Here is a 17,555-nt window from a genome sequence, read left to right as displayed (position 1 = left end):
TGTAACTCCTGTATGCTCTTATTTTTCTTTTTGGTTTAGCTAAAGATATTTAACAAGAATTTAAATCCAACAATTGTTCCAATTGCAGACCCAATGTTTACGAAAAATACTATTAATAAAATTTTTGTGACTTTGTTCTTAAAATATCCTTTTATGTTTTCCAAATCTTCTTGTAATTTTTCAAAATCTTTTATTTTTGGTTTATTTATGTAAGCTTCAACAAGACCCGCAACCATACCTGTCCCAATAAATGGAATTAGGGAAAATATTGGAGCACCAATTGATGCTGTTATTATCGTTATAATATTGGCTCTTAGTAAAAGAGCCGCAAGACCTGCAAATAAAGAGTTACATATTATCCAAAACTCTAAATTTTTATATGCAAAATCAAAGCCTTTAAAGTAGAATGAACTTGCCATCAGTATGACAATTGAGATTGCTATAAAGTAAGATATTAATTTACTCACCGAGAAAGTATTTTTAGGTATGATATTGAGATTGTCAATGTTGACAATCTTTTTGTTTTCTTTAATTTCTTTTAAATTTGCTATTATGCCCTTTACATGACCAGCTCCAACAACTGCAAGAATTGTTCCTGAACCCTCAAGTATTTTACTTGCTATAAATTCATCTCTTTCATCAATTAAAACTTTTTTTACAGTAGGAATTTCTTTTGCAAGTTCTTCCATCATATTTGATAGAACATCTTGTTCTTTGAGTTTTTCAATTTCATCTTGTGTGACTTTTATGTCTGAGAATGAAAACAAGCTTGATATTATTTTGACTTTTTCAAAAGTTGGGACACAATTCCATGCTCTCTTTAGAGTTGTCTCAACTTTTCTGTCCGCAAGTATTAACGGTATGTTGTGCTCTTTAGCTTTTAAAATTGCCGTTTTCATCTCTTCTCCAGGATTAATTCCTTGTTCTTTTGCTAATTTTTTTTGAAAATTATTTAAAATGATTTGTACTATTAATAAAAATGCTTTTCCTTGTTTTATTACTTTATATATATCTAAATTGCGCCATTTTTCGTTTTCATCTGTTTTTAGGATTGCGTGGTAACGAGCCTCATCAAGTTCAACGGCAATAAAGTCTGGCTTTAATGTTTCAATTAAGGTAGCTGTGTCTTGTGAACTTTTTTTTGATACATGTGCTGTTCCTAGTACGTATATTTTGTCATAGTCTATGTCAAGAGTGCTAACGTGTAAAAAACAATCTTCAGTATTCTCTTTTTTGATGTCCAAATGCGATCCTTGTCTTTAAAAATTTAACCATCAAGAAGAATGGCTTTTAATAATTTTACCACATGACTTATTGAAACTATATAGTCTATATTATTTTCTTCTATTGCTATTTTGGGCATTCCAAAAACCACGGAACTTTTCTCATCTTGTGCAATAGTTAGTCCGCCAGCTTTTTTAATCTCTCCAATTTCTCTAGAGCCATCACTTCCCATTCCAGTCATTATTAAAGCTATTGCTTTTTCTTTCACATTTTCTGATATTGACTTAAAGAGTACTCCTATAGAAGGTTTGTGTCCATTGACATTTTCAGCATCGAAGACTTCTATTTGATATTTTTCGTTTATTTTATTAATTCTTGTATGGTATCCCCCAGAACTTATGTATATGAATCCTTTTTGAAGTATTTCTTTATTACTTGTTTCTTTGACAGATAATTTGCAAATCTTGTTAAGACTTTTTGCGAATTCTGTTGTAAATCCTTTTGGCATATGTTGAACAATTATTATTGGTACAGGAAAATTTTTAGGAATTTCTGGTAGTATTGCCTTTAGTGCTGCAGGTCCTCCTGTAGATATTCCAATAACAACTATTTCAAATTTTCTGTTTTTAAGTTTTTTTAAATCTTTTTCATCTATTATTTTTTCTTGATTAAGGTTTGTATTTTCATTGTTATCTGTTGCTTTTGTCATATTTGAATTTTCTTCGTTGACTTTATTATTTGTTGAATATTGATTTGTTTTGAATTTGAAATTGATGTCAGTTATGATTTTGTTTTTTATGGTTTTATTGCCGTAAATTGAGAGTAAATCAATAATTTTATCTTTTATGTTTTCTAATTTATCATTAGTTTTTATTATAAAGTCATCAGCACCTTTTAATATAGCATGCTTTGCTATGTCTTTGTTTGATGAGAGGATAATAACAGGGAGCTTGTTGTTTATATTTTCCTTTTTTTTTATGAAAGTAATTTCTTTTATTGTTTCTTCTTCTAAACTGAGTAGTATTACATCTGGTTGTTTTTTAAGTTTTTTAAGGGCGAAGTCTGTGTTGGCTGCAGTTGCAATAACTTCAAGCTTTAAAGATGAATTTATAATGTCGGATATAGTTTTTCTATTAACAGAAGAAGCTTCAATGACGAGTACATAAATTTTTATTTGCATTTCTGTTTTGCTCCTATGGGTCTGTTTATATCAAATTATAATTTGTATTTGTTTTTAAACTGAAACTTTTTTTTGGGAATATCCTTATCATCCTTTTCATATATTATGGCCCAAGGTGTTCTTAAAAATTTAAAAGGAAGATTGAGACCAAAAAGGGATTCTGAATGACCAATAAATAAATAACTTTTCATAGCCATAGAGGAATAAAATCTTTTTAAGACCCTTATTTTAGACTTTTCATCGAAATATATGAGTACATTGCGGCAAAAAATAACGTCCATTTCTGAAAAGCCACTTTCAAAATTTAAGTTATGATAGTCAAATCGTATGTGTTTTTTTATATCATCTATTACTTTGTAACCATTCATGTGAGGTTTGATATATGTTTTATATTGTATTGGGATATGTTTGCATTTTTTTACAGAATAATAACCTTCTTTTGCTATCATTAGAGATTTTAAACTTAAATCGGAGGCAATAATAATAAAGTCAAAATTCTTTGGAAGATTGTGTTTAAGAACAAATGCCAGTGAATATGGTTCCTCTCCAGTTGAGCATCCAGCAGACCATATAATAATTCTATTTTTACCCTCTTGAGTTTTAATGTTTATTAAGTTTGGAATTATAAATCTTTCAAAAGTTGCAAAATGAGCTTCATTTCTAAAGAATCGTGTTAAATTAGTAGTAACTAGATCTAAGAAATATTCTTTTTGAAATTTGTCCGAATTTATTAAGTCATATAATTGTTCTGGAGTATTGATATTTTCAAGCTCATGTATTGCATCATTAATTCGTCCTTTTAATACAACTTTATTTTTTTCATCAAATCGAATTCCGCTATTTTCATATATAAAATTGCAGAATTTCAGAAGAAGTTCATTGCTAATATTTAACATTTATAAGATCCAAATTTTGTAAATTTCCTTAATAAATAGTATTACTTAATGAGTATAAATGACTAATTAATTATACAATTTTTGTAAAATAATTGTACAATTAGGATTAATAGCTTAATTTAAATATTAATTTAAGGAATACATTTGTGAAGAGATGTTTATTATATTTTTTATTGATTTTAATGCTAATAACTTGTGATAGCAAAAGGAAAGATTTAGTGGAAAAAAAAGGAATATTTGCATCAATTGATACAAATAAAGGAAATATAGAGATTGAACTTTACTATAAAATTGCACCTCTAACAGTCATGAATTTTATAGGTCTTAGTGAAGGTACTATTAAAAATTCTGTTACAAGTCAGCCTTATTTTGAAAATATTATTTTTCATAGGGTTGTTGATGAATTTGTTATTCAGACAGGAGATCCTACCGGAACGGGTACTGGAGGTCCTGGTTATGTTTTTCCCGATGAATTAAACAAAAATTTGAGTCATAATGAACCAGGAATTGTTTCTATGGCTAATTCAGGTCCTGATACCAATGGGAGTCAGTTTTTTATTACTCTTGCAGATAATCTTACTTATCTTGATCTTAAGCATTCAATTTTTGGTAAGGTAGTTGAGGGAATGGATACGGTTCGTAATATACGTCAAGGAGATAAAATAGAGCGAGTAAAGATTATTCGTGTTGGTGAGGATGCAAAAGCTTTTAAAGTTGACAATGAAGAATTTTTAAAATTAAAAAAAAGTTATGAGTCAGAAAAGATTGCTGATGTTAAAAAATACATGGCTTCTCAGCTTGAAATAATTGACAAAGATTACAAAGATTTTCAAAAAGATAAAAGTGGTATCTTATATAAGATAAATAAACAAGGAAATGGCAAAAATGTTAAAAGTGGCAATATTGTAAAAGTAGACTATGAGGGATTTTTACTAAGTGGCGTAAAATTTGACAGTTCAATTGACAGAGGCAAGCCAATAGAGTTTGTGGTTGGGAGTGGTCAAGTGATTGAAGGTTGGGACGTAATGTTGTCGGATATGTGTGAGGGAGAGGAGAGAGTAGTAATAATTCCACCAAATCTTGCTTATGGAGAGAGAAGTATTGGTGACGTTATAAAAGCAAATTCTTTTTTGAAGTTTAATATTATTTTAAGGAAAATTAATTAATGTTTGATCAAGTTTTTTATAACGAAAATATTAAATATGAGCTTTATAGAAAATTTTTTCATATTTCTACTTTAGTATTTTTATTGTTTTATAAGTTAAATTTTTGGGTAGGTCTTGTATCTAGTCTATTTTTTATGTTTGCATATTTAATTTTGGAAATATTTAGAATTATGGAAATAAATTTATTTTTTTTAAGAGGTATATCAGAAATAATAATAAAGTCTAGAGAGGTATCTTCGTACAAAATATCTCTCTCTCCAATATTTTTGGTAGTGAGTATTTTTTGTACTTATTTTCTTATAGATAAGCCTTTTAGTTATATTGGGATATTTTCTGCATGTCTTGGAGATGGTCTTGCAAGTCTTGTTGGTAAACTAATTCCATCTTTTAAACTTGTAAATAATAAAACATTCTCAGGTAGTGTTGCTGTTTTTTTGGTTGCTTTTATTGTTTGTTATTACTTCTTTCCAAACTTTATAATAGCATCAGTTGTTGGGATTGGGGCTGTGCTTGTGGAGCTTTTTGATTTTGAAAAATACGATAATTTATTTTTGCCTGTAGGTGTAGCAACTTTATCTTTTATATTGATTGCTTAAGTTTTATAGCCAATAGAAGAAAACTTTTCCTGATTCTTTTAAGTACATTGGTATTCCTATAGAGATTGGGATGAATGCATAGGTTATTTCTATAAAATTGAGATAAATTCCTGATACTATTAGTGATATTGATATAAAAAGTAAAAAGTAGCTTAGGTTTTTTTTCCTTAAGCATGATACTAAAAAGTTTATAGGTATTAGTAATAAAAACAAATAAACGTAAAATCTATTGTTTGCTGTTGGAGAGAGAAAATCCTTTGTGTATTCATATGCATTAATAGGGGCTAAAGAGTTATAGATCATTGAAAAAGTGAAAATTAAGTAAATAGCGTAGGTTATTGATTTTATTTGAAAATCACATATATACAGGCTTAAGAAGAATAAATTTAGTAAAGAAAATACGGTTATTAAGTGATAAAATTTCATAAGATAATAAAATTCTAGGCTTAATATATTACTTAAAAGATAATATTTAAAAATTGAAATAGGTTCAAGTATATATGAAAGAATGAAACAATAAAAGAATACGAATTGTATATTATTTGTTCTTTTATAGTTGATGCATGTCCAAATAGATCCTATGATTCCAATGCTGAAAATAAAAAATTTATTGACCAAAATCGATAAATTCTTATTATATATTTTAATAATATAGGTATAGAACTTTATATTAAAGTTTACATAATACATGAATATTGATATAACAATTATTCCTAAGACAAAGGTTATTAACAGGAAAATATTTAATTTTGCAAAGAGTGTTTTCATCTGAATTCCCAAGAACGTATGTCTCTTTTCATTTTAATTATTTTTTTTATTTCAGCATCAAGTTTTGCAAAGAAATCTATTTTAGTTTTTTTTTCAATTAAATTAACGTTTACAACGTAATTTCTGAGTTCTAAGTCTTGAGCCTTTTCATTTGGAATAATAAAAGCCAATATATCATAAAAGTTGTTATTGTTTAATGATAGCACTATTTTATAAAAATTTTTTGGGACTAGAATTTTATTCTTTCCAATAAATCCTTTATTTTCTGTTAAAATTCCTGCACTAACAATATAAATCTTTTCTTTTAAAATAGCCCATTTTCTAACTAATTGTTCAAGTTTGAGCCAGATTCCTGAGTTGAATTCTCTTTGTTGAGGAGATATGTTTGATAGAAAATAGGTATCTAGCATTGCATCTTTAGAAAAAGACATATCAGCAGAACTGACAATATGCCCTCTATCATATCCGCTTTTTAGGTAATCACTTAGTTTGGGAGCAATGCCCTTAATATCTTGGTCTTCAAAAAAATTTTTACTTCTCGTTATTTTTTTTTCTCTAAGCAAGGTTAAAGCTAATTCAACCATTTCTCTTTTTAATTGGTAAGCTACCCATTCTGATTGTCTTGCACTCTCAGCATACCCTAAAGAGTAGTATTTTTTATGTATCACTTGGGTAGTAAGATATCCTTTTGGTAAGAGGTATTCTTCTTTTAATTCAGTTGGGATTTCAGGTTCGTAAATTTTATCTTTGAGTTTTCTTAAATAATTGTAGGCTATTTCTTTTATGTTATTTAAGATTTTAGGATTTTGATATAAGAATAAAAAGCCCAATAAGATTAATATGTAAAAACAGAATAAAATTTTTAGTCTTTTTTTCATGAGCTTACCTCGTTGCTATTTTTAAGATTATATCTGATTCCGAAATCAAAAGAAATATTGAATGTATCAAGAAATAAACACTCAATTTTTGAATATATGTTTAAGTAAGGTGTAGCTTTTTTTGTAGAGAATTCAAAAAATATATATGGTTCTATTACATAAGGTAATTTGTTATAGAATTTGAAATCCCCTATTAAGTTTGTTGAAAGGTAAAGTCGTCCCCCAATACCCATGGTAGAAGATGAATATTTCATTTTTTTAGACAAATTTATGATATGCCAGTTTATTCCTGTGCCAATGTAAGAGCTTGAGTATTTAACTTTTTTAGAGATGTTATATTCTTGAATCATTAGGATCATACAAACAACCAGAAAATCAAAATTGTTGATGGCAAATATGTAATAAGGTCTAAATATTATGTGATTGACTTTTGAATTTAAAAAAAATCCTGTTCCAAGTCCTGTTCCTGTTGAATAGATAAATCCTCTCTTTACTGAGAAAAAATCATTTTCATTATTAGTTGATTTTTCTTTTAATAATATACTTTTTTTATTATTTATTTCATCTTTTTTGTGTCCCTCATTATTTGAAGAATATAAGCTGGCACATAGCAATAAAAAGCAAAATTCGATTAGTTTTTTCATAATTAAATTTATTTAAATAATATAAAATAATTTGAAAATAAAGAAGAGGAGGGAATCGGTGTTTAATGTTTGTATTATGATAGAATTAATTTAAGTACTTAGGAGGTTTAAGGTTATGTTTTTAAATTTTTTAAAAAAGGAGCTTATTTTTATATCTGATAAAATAAATTCTAAGGAAGAAGCAATAAAATTTTTAGTTGATCAAGTGAGTAAAAGAGGTTATACTCATGATAAAACAAGATTCCTTCAGGGGTTACTTGAGAGAGAAAATATTGGTGATACATCTTGGGAGAATGGAGTTGCTATTCCACATTTTATAGGAGATGTTGTTAAATCAAGTTTTATTTCATTGCTTTACATAAAAGGCGATGGCATAAAATGGTCTGATGATAATCCCCCTGTTAATTTAATATTTTTAATTTGTATGTCAAAAAGTCAGCAAGGTAATGATCATATTAAGTCGATAGCTTTCATAGCCAAATTATTTGAGAATGATGATTTTAAAAATATATTAAAAGTTATGAAAAGTACCGATGAAATTTATTCTTATATAGAAAATGTTGAGAGGTCATCTACAGATGATACGACAAGTGTTTCTAAATCAGAAAAAATAGTGGCTGTTTGTGCTTGTCCTGTGGGAATTGCTCATACATATATTGCTGCTAAAAAGCTCGAAGTTGAGGCTAAGAGACAAGGGTACATCCTTAAAGTTGAGACCCAAGGTTCTATTGGTATTGATAATCCTTTAACAGAGACAGAGATTAAAGACGCTGATGTTATAATACTTGCGGTGGATAAGGATGTTGATGAAGAAAGATTTGATGGCAAGAGAGTTTATAAGGTCTCAACTGCAAAGGCTATCAACAATGTAGAAAATGTTATTAAAGAAGCATTTAGTGCTCCCATATTGAATTATAAAAATGTTCATTCTCTTAAAGGTATGTCTGGTAGTAGTAGAACTGGTTTTTATAAGTACTTAATGAGTGGCGTCTCTCCTATGATTCCAATTGTGGCAAGTGGTGGTATTTTAATAGCTCTTGGTATATCCTTGGCAGGGATTGGTTCTGATGGTCCAAATTTTGATAAGTATCCTTTTTATAAAACAATTACAGATATTGGTGGTGTGGCTTTTGGTATGATGTTGCCAATACTTTCAGGGTTTATTGCTATGGCAATTGCCGATAAGCCAGGTCTTGCACCAGGTCTTGTGGGGGGTGTGCTTGCCAGAGATGTTAAAGCAGGATTTTTAGGGGCAATACTTGTAGGTTTTATGGCGGGTTTTGTTGCTAAATGGATAGCAAAGAGAAAGATTCCTGAATGGCTTAGACCCGTGATGCCTATATTTGTAATTCCGTTAATAAGTACTATTATTGTTGGATTTTTCATGATTTATGTAGGTGTTTATATTGGCCAATTCATGGAATTGCTTGAGAATGGCCTTAAAGCTCTTCAAAATAATTCAGAAACTTATGGTATTATAGGAAAATTATTTCTTGGATTAATACTTGGTGCTATGGTAGCAATTGATATGGGAGGACCTTTTAATAAAGTTGCATTCCTTTTTGGTGTTGGTATGATTCCCCAAGTTCCACAAATAATGGGTATGGTTGCATCAGCTATTCCTGTTCCTCCTATGGCTATGGGACTTGCTACTCTAATTATGCCTAAATTATTTGAAGAGGAAGAGCGAGAGTCTGGAAAAATATCGTTCTTAATTTCGTTTATTGGTATTAGTGAAGGTGCTATTCCTTTTGCTGCTAGTGATCCGGCGAGAGTGTTGCCTTCAATAGTGCTTGGCGGTGCTGTTGCAAGTATCATTGCGGCATTTTTGGGTGTTGCAGACCATGCTCCGCATGGAGGGCCAATAGTTCTTCCTGTTGTTGATAACAAATTGGGTTTTATTATTGCAATAGCTGTTGGTGTTGCCGTTGCAACAAGTTTGGTTATTTTTTTAAAATCTTTAAAAGTGAAAGAATCTAGATGAGAGCTGATAATATATTTTTGATGAAAAATGAAATTAAGGAATATGATTGGGGTGGAACTAGTTTCATCCCTTCTCTTTTGGGACAAAAAGAAGATGGGTTGCCTAAAGCTGAGATGTGGCTTGGAGCACATAAGACATTTTCTAGTAAAATATTAGTTGATGGTCAGTACGTTTCTCTTTGTGATTTTTTGGAAAATCATAAAGAGTTTTTGGGATGTGAGAGTGAATTATCATTTTTATTTAAAGTTCTCTCAGCCCAAAAGCCTTTATCAATTCAAATACATCCTTCAAAAGATATTGCTTTAAAAGGCTTTGAACTTGAGAACGATAAGGGGATAGATATTAATGATTCTAAGCGAATTTATAAGGATAAAAATCCAAAGATAGAACTTGTTTATGCATTAAGTGATTTTTATGCTCTTAAGGGATTTCTTCCTCTTTTTGAAATCAAGAGTATATATAAAAAATTGAAATTAGATTTTCATTTTGCAACCCATAAAGAATTTATAAAAATTATATTTAGTTTGCAAAAGTTTGAAATTGAGAATGCCATTAGTCGAGTGAAAAAAAATTTAAGTTTCATAAATAATTTTAGGGCTTATTGGTTTAATGAAATTTATAAGATTTATGGGGCAGATATTGGTCTTTTGGTATTTTTAGGGATGTATATTTTTAAATTAAGTCCAGGTGAAGTGCTTTATACAGAGAGTCAAGAAGTTCATGCTTATCTTCAGGGTGATTGTCTTGAACTTATGACTAATTCTGACAATGTGATTAGGGCAGGTCTTACTACTAAATATATTGACAAAGATGAGATGCTTAAGGTTGGTAGATTTGAAGAGGGAGTATTTTCATTATTGAAGGGTAAGGAAATTGATGGTTTTAATGTATTTAAGCTTCCAGATACTAATTTAAGTTTATTTCAAAGAAATATAAATGAAGAGATCTGCCTTAAAAAGGATGGTGTAATGATATTGTTAGTTATGAATGGAGAAATTCAGATTAATAATGGGGTTTGCCTTAAGAGGGGCGAAAGCGTATTTATAGGAAATTGTGGTGAAAAATTATTAATATGTGGAAATGGAGAAATTTTTATTGCACTCTCTTTATAATGAGAAGTTGGTCTTTTGTATTTAGTAAGGAGCTATCATTTACATGAAAACTCTAATAAACCCGATTGCAAAGAATTTAAATCTTATTCCTTCAAATACTATTTTTGGTTTTGTGAGAAATATTGTTGGACCAAGTGTAGGATAAACTTTAAATCCTAATGATAAATTTCTTATAATTTTATATTCTATTGATAAAGGTAATCTGGTTACTATTCCTATCCTATCATAAGGAGAAGGTTCTGTAGTTCCAAGGGAAGTTAAATTTGCTTGTGACCAATCTGTTCCAATTCCAAAGCCTCCTCCAACTATTAAATATTCTCCTATTTGTTGTTTAAAAATTAGATCGATGGCAATTAAATTGTAAGGTTTAAAATTTGTAGGATTAAAGTATAAGAAACTACCATATCCAAAATCTATGTCTACATATGGAACTGAGATTAAAAGATTAATAAGAGGATTTCCAGTTCCTATTCCCGCTGCAAATGAGTAAGGATTTTTTTCCCTTTTCATTGCGTGAAAATTTGTAATGATTTGTGGTTTAGGTTCTTCAAGACTAGTTGTAGGTTCTTCAAGGGTATATTTAGGTTCTTCAAGGGTATATTTAGGTTCTTCAAGACTAGTTGTAGGTTCTTCAAGGGTATATTTAGGTTCTTCAAGACTAGTTGTAGGTTCTTCAAGGGTATATTTAGGTTCTTCAAGGGTATATTTAGGTTCTTCAAGGGTATATTTAGGCTCTTCAAGGTTAGGTTTATCATTTGTGATGCAGGTTGTTCCGTCATCTTCTTGTTTGCATCTGATGGAATAATTATTATTAGATTTAGAGAACGCAAAATGGTGTAAATTAAATATTAACAATAATATAAATATTTTTTGAGTATTGTTTTTCATCAATTTTCCTTTAAATGTATATTTTTATGAATCCAAAACCAAAAAATCCAAATCTTATTCCTTCCATTGATGTGGGTTTAAATATCATTGTTCCGCCAATTGTTGTTATAGCTTTGAATCCTATTACAACATTTGTCAAAAAACTGTATTCTAATATAATAGGAAGTCTAAGCACAATTCCTAACCTATTGTTAGATGAGGCTATTGAAAATTCTTCTTGTTTGTCTTGAGTATTTTCTTGTTTTATGTTTGAAATATTTTGTTCGTTTGGTTTTATTTGAGACAAGTCGATACCTATTCCAAGCCCACCGGTGAACATTGTACTCTGATAAATTTCTTCTTTAAATAGGATATCAGTTCCAAAAACAATATAAGGTATGAAATTGTTAGGATGTAATCCATTAAAGCCTCCATATCCAATATCTATGTCTACATATGGGAAATTAATTATGATATTAGTGATAGGGTTACCAATTCCAAAACCTATTCCGAATGATCTAAATTGGGTTTGTTGCTTATTTAATATCTTATTAAGATTTGATGTATTAATCGTTGTTGCAACAGATAAACTTGTTAAAAAAATCATAATCAGTTTTAATAGTGTCTTCATAAAATCTCCTTCAACTTATGTTCGATTAGGTGTGCACAATTTTTAAAATTATGTCTTATAAAATGTAAAAAATTTTTTCATCTCAACATGTTTTTAATGATTTTGAGTCATAAAAATTGAATTTGTTTTAATTGATGTCAATTTTTGGTATAACGTCAAAGTTAAACTCATAAATATTTTTCTGCACATTTCTTTCAAACATCTATTGTGAAATACAAACATATTTTTGCAACTTATAAAAATAAATATTAGAGCAAAGATTTATATTAAAAATATATTTGACATATTTTTAATATAAATATAAATTTAAGTATAGATTTGATTTGCAGGTTGATAAGGCTACTCTTTGCTCTTTCACATGGTTTTTAAAGATATATTTTTAATGTATGATCTTTATTTGGTGATTTTACTATTTTCTTATTAGTTAAAGATTATGATATTCATATTAGAGATCTAAATAGCATTGATTTGGATAATTAGTATAAAAAACAATACGATTTGACTTTAAGAGAAAAAAATCTTTTTTTATTTTATAAATTAATGACAGTTTGTCTATAATGATGGATTTTTCAAAAAGGGTGAGGTTTATGGGTAATTTTATTTCTTCAAAGGAAGAGGAATTTTCTAAGTGGTACTTAGATATAGTACAAAAGGCAAAACTTATTGATTATAGTCCTGTTAAAGGTTGTATGGTTATTATGCCTTATGGGTATGCTATTTGGGAGCAAATTAAGAGCATACTTGATAATAAATTTAAAGAGACAGGGCATGAGAATGCATATTTCCCATTGCTTATTCCTTATGAGTTTTTGGAGAGAGAAAGAGAACATGTTAAGGGATTCTCACCGGAACTTGCTGTTATAACAACTGCTGGTGGTGAAGAATTAGCAGAGCCTTTAGTTTTAAGACCCACTTCGGAGACAATTATTTGGAACATGTATAGCAAATGGATAAAATCTTATAGAGATTTGCCTGTTAAAATAAATCAATGGGCAAATATTATTCGTTGGGAAAAAAGAACAAGACCATTCCTTCGTACCACTGAATTTTTATGGCAAGAAGGTCATACTGCACATGAAACTTCTGGAGAAGCTTTGGAAGAGACTTTGTTTATTTTAAACCTTTATAAACGGTTTATTGAAGATTACTTAGCTATTCCTGTATTTTGTGGACAAAAGACAGAAAGAGAAAAATTTGCAGGTGCTGTGTCTACTTACACAATTGAAGCATTAATGCAAGATAAGAAAGCTTTACAAGCAGGAACATCTCATTATTTGGGATTAAATTTTGCCAAGGCTTTTGATGTTAAGTTTCAAAATAAGAAAGGTGAGATGGATTATGTTTTTGCTACTAGTTGGGGAGTTTCGACTAGGTTAATTGGGGCATTGATTATGGTTCATTCTGATAGTAAGGGTTTAATATTGCCACCAAAAATAGCACCAATTGAAATTATTATTGTTCCTATTTTTAAAAGAGATGATGAAGTTAATAAAAAAATTCTTGAGTATTCTACTACTATTTTTAATCTTTTAAAAGAAGCAAGGTTTAGAGTTGAGCTTGATAGAGATGTCAAAAATTCACCAGGATTTAGATTTGCTGCTGTGGAACTTAAAGGAATCCCAATACGAATTGAAGTAGGTTCTAATGATATTCTTATGGACTGTGTTACTGTTGCAAGAAGGGATCAAGATAAAAACTCTAAGTATCAAGTATCAGTTAAAGAGTTGCCATCGAAAATGAGACATGAGCTTGAAACTATGCAATGTGAATTATTTAATAGAGCATTAGAGTTTAGAAATTTGCATACCAAAGAAATTATTGGGTTTAAAGAGGATGACTATGATACTTTTAAGACTTATATCAATGAGCATTTAGGATTTGTACTCTCTTCATGGTGTGGAAATGAAGTATGTGAAGAGAGTATTAAAAATGATACAAAAGCTACAATACGATGCATTCCTGAAGATTTTCAAAATAGGCCTTTAAATAATCTAACTTGTATTTATTGCCATACAGCAGCCAAGCATCTTGTTTTATTTGCAAGATCTTATTAATGTTTAGTTTATTTAAAAACTAAACATTAGGTATCTTTTAATTCATTGAAATCTATTATTTGTATTATTGCAATATTGGAAGTGAAATCGATCATTAAAGCTAGAGATGTTAAAATTGGAAGTATTGGAATTATGTTAGAGTAGCTCAGTTCAATTCCTTTTGTATAAGTTGAGCATAGCATTGTAATTATATAAATTAAACTGTTTGGTATGTGTGGGAATGCGAAAATAAAAAGAAATGCCAATGTGCTCATATAACTTATTTCGTAAATTGATATAGGCAAACTAGAATAAGATTTTAAAATAATAAAAAATGAAATTGTTGAAATAAAAATTGTTCCAGATTTAGAGATAAAGTTGATTATTGGTATGTTTGTGATTATCGATTTTTTTATATTTATTCTTTCATTTTTAATATCTTCTATTAAAACAGAATAAGGGGCATAAGCATCCATTGTTAAACCCGCAAATATTATATTTTGGATGGATATTAGTATGTTCTTATATGATAATTTAAAATTTTTGGTTAATCTATAGCTAATCATTGGAATTATTATTAGTATAATAATGATTGTCCATGATGATAAAAAAATTATGCTATCTATGTAGTATTGATAATTTTTAAAATTTTTTAAGTTAGTAGTATATGCTGCTGTAATAAAAATAATCCCGAAGTGTAATAGTTTAACAACTATCCCGTTTGCATGATAAAAAAGATTTGAAAAGCTTAAAATAAGTTCTCTAGCAATTCTTCCCTTTTGTTTTGCATAATAAAAACTAGCACCAATAATTATTGATACAATATAAATACTTAAAAGATTTGGATTGTTATTTGTAAATATTATAAAAATATTTTTTGGGAAAAATGTTTCAAGAAATACTGTTTGATCAAATGTATATATATTTTGAATATTTTTATCTAATATTGGAATTCTTTGTGGTAAATATATTGTTGCAACTACAATTGATATGATTATTCCTATAATATTAACTAAGATTCCATAATAGATTGTTTTTCCAAATAATTTTCTGAATTTTTTATTTTCAATAATATTTTCTATACCAAGTGGGATTGAGAATATTAAAAAAGGGATTAAGGAGAGATAGGCTAATCTTATGAAGATGTGTGAGAGTGTATTGTAAGCCCCAGAAGGAAAAAATAATCCAAGCAGTATTCCAATAGGTATAATTAGAGAAAATTTTACTTTTGTATTCATAAATTGTTCCTTTGCGAGTTTGAAAAATAGTATTTATAGCATAATAAATCTTACTAGATTTTTTTGTAAATATAAACTTTGGTAATATTAATATTATTTATTATTAAAACATATAAGTAAGTCCGATTTTGGAGAGGAAAGTTCTTGTACAAGTATCCTGAATTAGTCAATACAGATTTGAATTTAAAGTTACCAGAGATTAATTCGTTAGAAGAACATGATAAAAAGTTCTTTGCGAATTATTATTATAAAAATCTTATTTTAAGTGATAAGGATATTGGTTCTAGGCTTTATAAAGCGTTGTTAGATTATTTAAGTTTACAGTCAGTTCAAGAAGGTGACAGGGTTGCCAAATATAGACAAATAATTAATATTTATTGGGGATTATTAAAATCAATAGCTGAAAATATTTTGAATTTGACAATTGAACAAAAAGTTTTATTGAGATTTGCTGCCCTTCTTCCAAATGCTCTTGGCAGTAAACTTAAGTCTTTAATTTCCAAGACTATTTGGGACAATAATTATAATGAACCATTTATCTATTTTGGTGAATGGATTTATGGCGTTAATGAATTGAAATTAAGAAAGCTTTCGACCGATGAATCAATGGGAAGCATTAAAGATGACGACATTAATAGGATATTGTTTAATAAGTGAGAAAAGCTTTTGGCCAATATTGATTTTACAAAGAGTACGCTTAATAAAAGTGATAAGGTAATAGCTGAAGCTATTGCTAATCTAAATAATATCTTTAAGTTTTTATTTGTTGAGACGTCATCTAATGATGAAATATTTACAAATAAATGTATAGTAAGCAAAATTTATTCTTATGATATTTGAAAACCTTTAAATTTTGCTTCTCATTATATTGATAAGTTTGTAAAAGCTAACAAGGAGATTGTATCTTTAATGTCTCAGATTGAGAAGGCAAATAAGGAGCTTCTTGAGATTAAAGATAAAATCCAAGAAATTGATATTCCCAATTCTTATGCTATTGCAGTTGAAGAGATTGGATCTTTAATGGAGGCTAATAAACTCACTATTGGACCTAGGGGTAATCACTTTCCAATATTATTTAAAAATAATGTGATTGCAAATCCTCAATTTTTTGGTAGTAGAGAAAGAGTCATTCAGCTTGTTAGAGAAATTGAAAATATTCAGCCTAGAATTTTTTATAAAAGTTATAAAGAAGATTTATTAAGGATTGTTCCTTATTTTATATTAATATCATCTTATGGTGAGAGGGGAATTTGTTGGAAGTCTGTTGATGTTAAAAATCGAGCTAAGGGACGAGGTAAAATATTAATACCTATGTATGCTAAAGATTTAAGAAAAGCTATCATTTTAGATATTGGAGATTTTTTTTGGGAACTTGCAAAAGATCAAGCATCTTTTAGGTGGATGGAAACAGGGATAACCGGTCAGTATTATGAATACTATTCTAAATTTATTAAGAAAGGTAATATTAAAAATTTCTTTTTAGATGACTATTTTCTTTGTTTAGATAAAGAAAGCAAGGGAATTCAAAAAGTTGAGAAGATGGTTTACGGAATAATGTGGTGCAATGCTCCTTTTTCTAAAGATTAAAAGGAGGAGCTTAGTAAGAAATCTTTTTTATATAGGTAACTTTTTGAAAAAGATAAAAATATTAAAATGTCAAGTGAGTATTAATTATTTTATATTATTTTGTACTTTTTTAGGATGTTTTTTATATTTTTGTTTTTTAAATTCTTAATTTGTTTTTTGTATTTATCTTTAATATAAGCATTTTTTTTAAGTAGTAGCTCGATTAAATTAATATTTTCAATTTCTATTGCGGCTTGTATAGGTGTTTTTCCATTTTTAAGAGCAAGGCTTAAGTCGGCTCCTTTTTCTTTTAAAAGATTAAATATTTTTTCATTGTTTAGGTATATTGCCCAAAATATTGATGGATATTCTGTTTCGTCTATTTGGTTGATTTTAATTCCGTAGTCTATTAATGTTTTGGTAGTCTGAAAATCATTATTGATTATTGAAATTGATAGAGGAGATATTTTGTATTGAAAATTTATTTCTGCTGAGAGATTTAGGGCTATTAAAGTACCTTTTATATTTTGGAAGTATACAGATGTGATTAGAAAATCATTTTTTATTTTTTGTAACTCTTTTAAAATATTGGTATTATTTAGGTCTATTGACTCTATAAAACTGTCTAGCTTTGCTTTATCTATTTCATATTCTTTATTGCTAAGATTATAAATTGTTTTTGATAATTCTTTTATTATTTTTGTGTTTTCATTTGCATTTAAGAATGTAATAAATTGTGTTAATAGTAGTATGAATATTATTTTCATTGACT

Annotated in this window: 15 protein-coding genes and 1 pseudogene; 6 read left to right on the top strand and 10 right to left on the bottom strand. The window is 28.4% G+C overall.

Translation table 11 applies throughout. The annotated features are described in order from the left end of the window. Positions 1-35: 35 nt before the first annotated feature. Genes bpSLO_RS02035 through bpSLO_RS02025 form a run of 3 tightly spaced genes read right to left on the bottom strand, consistent with a single transcriptional unit; the run spans position 36 to position 3,300 of the window. Complete coding sequence (locus bpSLO_RS02035) at positions 36-1,244, bottom strand: TraB/GumN family protein (protein WP_025375432.1); 1,209 nt, start codon at positions 1,242-1,244, stop codon at positions 36-38. Between the two features lie 23 nt (positions 1,245-1,267). Beyond that, positions 1,268-2,404: a chemotaxis protein CheB gene (gene cheB, locus bpSLO_RS02030; RefSeq protein WP_246989753.1), complete on the bottom strand. Its 1,137-nt coding sequence runs from the start codon at positions 2,402-2,404 to the stop codon at positions 1,268-1,270. Positions 2,405-2,439: 35 nt separating this feature from the next. Further along, the gene (locus bpSLO_RS02025) at positions 2,440-3,300 is read right to left on the bottom strand and encodes a CheR family methyltransferase (protein ID WP_025407415.1); all 861 of its coding nucleotides are present in this window, start codon (positions 3,298-3,300) and stop codon (positions 2,440-2,442) included. A 218-nt stretch (positions 3,301-3,518) separates the two neighbouring features. Between bpSLO_RS02025 and bpSLO_RS02020 the strand changes: the two genes are divergently transcribed. Together bpSLO_RS02020 and bpSLO_RS02015 are read left to right on the top strand one after the other, a co-directional pair. Then, positions 3,519-4,466 (top strand): peptidylprolyl isomerase, encoded by a 948-nt coding sequence (locus bpSLO_RS02020; RefSeq protein WP_241803671.1) that lies wholly within the window; start codon positions 3,519-3,521, stop codon positions 4,464-4,466. Then, positions 4,466-5,062 carry a diacylglycerol/polyprenol kinase family protein gene (locus bpSLO_RS02015; RefSeq protein WP_025375428.1) on the top strand — a complete coding sequence of 199 codons (597 nt, stop codon included), beginning with the start codon at positions 4,466-4,468 and terminating at the stop codon, positions 5,060-5,062. The genes bpSLO_RS02020 and bpSLO_RS02015 overlap by 1 nt, the downstream gene beginning before the upstream one ends. A gap of 3 nt (positions 5,063-5,065) precedes the next feature. Here bpSLO_RS02015 and bpSLO_RS08075 read toward each other — a convergent pair whose 3' ends face one another. Genes bpSLO_RS08075 through bpSLO_RS02005 form a run of 3 tightly spaced genes read right to left on the bottom strand, consistent with a single transcriptional unit; the run spans position 5,066 to position 7,352 of the window. Further along, positions 5,066-5,830, bottom strand: a complete 765-nt coding sequence (locus bpSLO_RS08075) for a hypothetical protein (RefSeq protein ID WP_081719336.1) — start codon at positions 5,828-5,830, stop codon at positions 5,066-5,068. Next, the gene (locus bpSLO_RS02010) at positions 5,827-6,708 is read right to left on the bottom strand and encodes a DNA/RNA non-specific endonuclease (protein WP_025375427.1); all 882 of its coding nucleotides are present in this window, start codon (positions 6,706-6,708) and stop codon (positions 5,827-5,829) included. The genes bpSLO_RS08075 and bpSLO_RS02010 overlap by 4 nt, the downstream gene beginning before the upstream one ends. Beyond that, positions 6,705-7,352 (bottom strand): hypothetical protein, encoded by a 648-nt coding sequence (locus tag bpSLO_RS02005; protein WP_025407417.1) that lies wholly within the window; start codon positions 7,350-7,352, stop codon positions 6,705-6,707. The genes bpSLO_RS02010 and bpSLO_RS02005 overlap by 4 nt, the downstream gene beginning before the upstream one ends. 115 nt (positions 7,353-7,467) lie before the next feature. Between bpSLO_RS02005 and bpSLO_RS02000 the strand changes: the two genes are divergently transcribed. Further along, the gene (locus tag bpSLO_RS02000) at positions 7,468-9,336 is read left to right on the top strand and encodes a fructose-specific PTS transporter subunit EIIC (protein WP_025407418.1); all 1,869 of its coding nucleotides are present in this window, start codon (positions 7,468-7,470) and stop codon (positions 9,334-9,336) included. After that, positions 9,333-10,448: a mannose-6-phosphate isomerase, class I gene (manA, locus tag bpSLO_RS01995; protein WP_025375424.1), complete on the top strand. Its 1,116-nt coding sequence runs from the start codon at positions 9,333-9,335 to the stop codon at positions 10,446-10,448. The genes bpSLO_RS02000 and manA overlap by 4 nt, the downstream gene beginning before the upstream one ends. 39 nt (positions 10,449-10,487) lie before the next feature. Here manA and bpSLO_RS01990 read toward each other — a convergent pair whose 3' ends face one another. Further along, a complete protein-coding gene (locus bpSLO_RS01990; RefSeq protein WP_025407419.1) occupies positions 10,488-11,336 on the bottom strand; it encodes a DUF3996 domain-containing protein in 849 nt (282 codons plus the stop codon). 10 nt (positions 11,337-11,346) lie between these two features. Beyond that, entirely contained in the window at positions 11,347-11,946 is a 600-nt protein-coding gene (locus bpSLO_RS01985; protein WP_025375422.1) for a BAPKO_0422 family outer member beta-barrel protein, read from the bottom strand. 587 nt (positions 11,947-12,533) lie between these two features. Here bpSLO_RS01985 and proS point away from each other — a divergent pair. Beyond that, a complete protein-coding gene (gene proS / locus bpSLO_RS01980) occupies positions 12,534-14,000 on the top strand; it encodes a proline--tRNA ligase (protein ID WP_025375421.1) in 1,467 nt (488 codons plus the stop codon). A gap of 26 nt (positions 14,001-14,026) precedes the next feature. On the opposite strand, the gene bpSLO_RS01975 is transcribed toward proS, so the two are convergent. Beyond that, positions 14,027-15,217 carry a dicarboxylate/amino acid:cation symporter gene (locus bpSLO_RS01975; protein WP_025407420.1) on the bottom strand — a complete coding sequence of 397 codons (1,191 nt, stop codon included), beginning with the start codon at positions 15,215-15,217 and terminating at the stop codon, positions 14,027-14,029. Positions 15,218-15,361: 144 nt separating this feature from the next. Between bpSLO_RS01975 and bpSLO_RS08070 the strand changes: the two are divergent. Continuing rightward, positions 15,362-16,843: pseudogene (locus tag bpSLO_RS08070) on the top strand (hypothetical protein). A 50-nt stretch (positions 16,844-16,893) separates the two neighbouring features. Here the strand turns inward: bpSLO_RS08070 and bpSLO_RS01955 are convergent. Beyond that, positions 16,894-17,550 (bottom strand): ankyrin repeat domain-containing protein, encoded by a 657-nt coding sequence (locus bpSLO_RS01955; protein ID WP_025407421.1) that lies wholly within the window; start codon positions 17,548-17,550, stop codon positions 16,894-16,896. Between the last annotated feature and the right edge of the window lie 5 nt (positions 17,551-17,555).

Source organism: Borrelia parkeri, assembly GCF_023035815.1.
Classification (GTDB): Bacteria; Spirochaetota; Spirochaetia; order Borreliales; family Borreliaceae; genus Borrelia; species Borrelia parkeri.
Note: the sequence above shows the minus strand (reverse complement) of the source record. Positions and strands in the feature narration are given on the sequence as shown.

What these genes read in the sequence shown, in the direction of transcription:
- bpSLO_RS02010 (WP_025375427.1), bottom strand. Translation starts at nt 6,708, where the DNA reads ATGAAAAAAAGACTAAAAATTTTATTCTGTTTTTACATATTAATCTTA.
- bpSLO_RS02000 (WP_025407418.1), top strand. Translation starts at nt 7,468, where the DNA reads ATGTTTTTAAATTTTTTAAAAAAGGAGCTTATTTTTATATCTGATAAA.
- bpSLO_RS01955 (WP_025407421.1), bottom strand. Translation starts at nt 17,550, where the DNA reads ATGAAAATAATATTCATACTACTATTAACACAATTTATTACATTCTTA.
- bpSLO_RS01985 (WP_025375422.1), bottom strand. Translation starts at nt 11,946, where the DNA reads ATGAAGACACTATTAAAACTGATTATGATTTTTTTAACAAGTTTATCT.
- bpSLO_RS08075 (WP_081719336.1), bottom strand. Translation starts at nt 5,830, where the DNA reads ATGAAAACACTCTTTGCAAAATTAAATATTTTCCTGTTAATAACCTTT.
- manA (WP_025375424.1), top strand. Translation starts at nt 9,333, where the DNA reads ATGAGAGCTGATAATATATTTTTGATGAAAAATGAAATTAAGGAATAT.
- bpSLO_RS02005 (WP_025407417.1), bottom strand. Translation starts at nt 7,352, where the DNA reads ATGAAAAAACTAATCGAATTTTGCTTTTTATTGCTATGTGCCAGCTTA.
- cheB (WP_246989753.1), bottom strand. Translation starts at nt 2,404, where the DNA reads ATGCAAATAAAAATTTATGTACTCGTCATTGAAGCTTCTTCTGTTAAT.
- proS (WP_025375421.1), top strand. Translation starts at nt 12,534, where the DNA reads ATGGGTAATTTTATTTCTTCAAAGGAAGAGGAATTTTCTAAGTGGTAC.
- bpSLO_RS01975 (WP_025407420.1), bottom strand. Translation starts at nt 15,217, where the DNA reads ATGAATACAAAAGTAAAATTTTCTCTAATTATACCTATTGGAATACTG.
- bpSLO_RS01990 (WP_025407419.1), bottom strand. Translation starts at nt 11,336, where the DNA reads ATGAAAAACAATACTCAAAAAATATTTATATTATTGTTAATATTTAAT.
- bpSLO_RS02025 (WP_025407415.1), bottom strand. Translation starts at nt 3,300, where the DNA reads ATGTTAAATATTAGCAATGAACTTCTTCTGAAATTCTGCAATTTTATA.
- bpSLO_RS02015 (WP_025375428.1), top strand. Translation starts at nt 4,466, where the DNA reads ATGTTTGATCAAGTTTTTTATAACGAAAATATTAAATATGAGCTTTAT.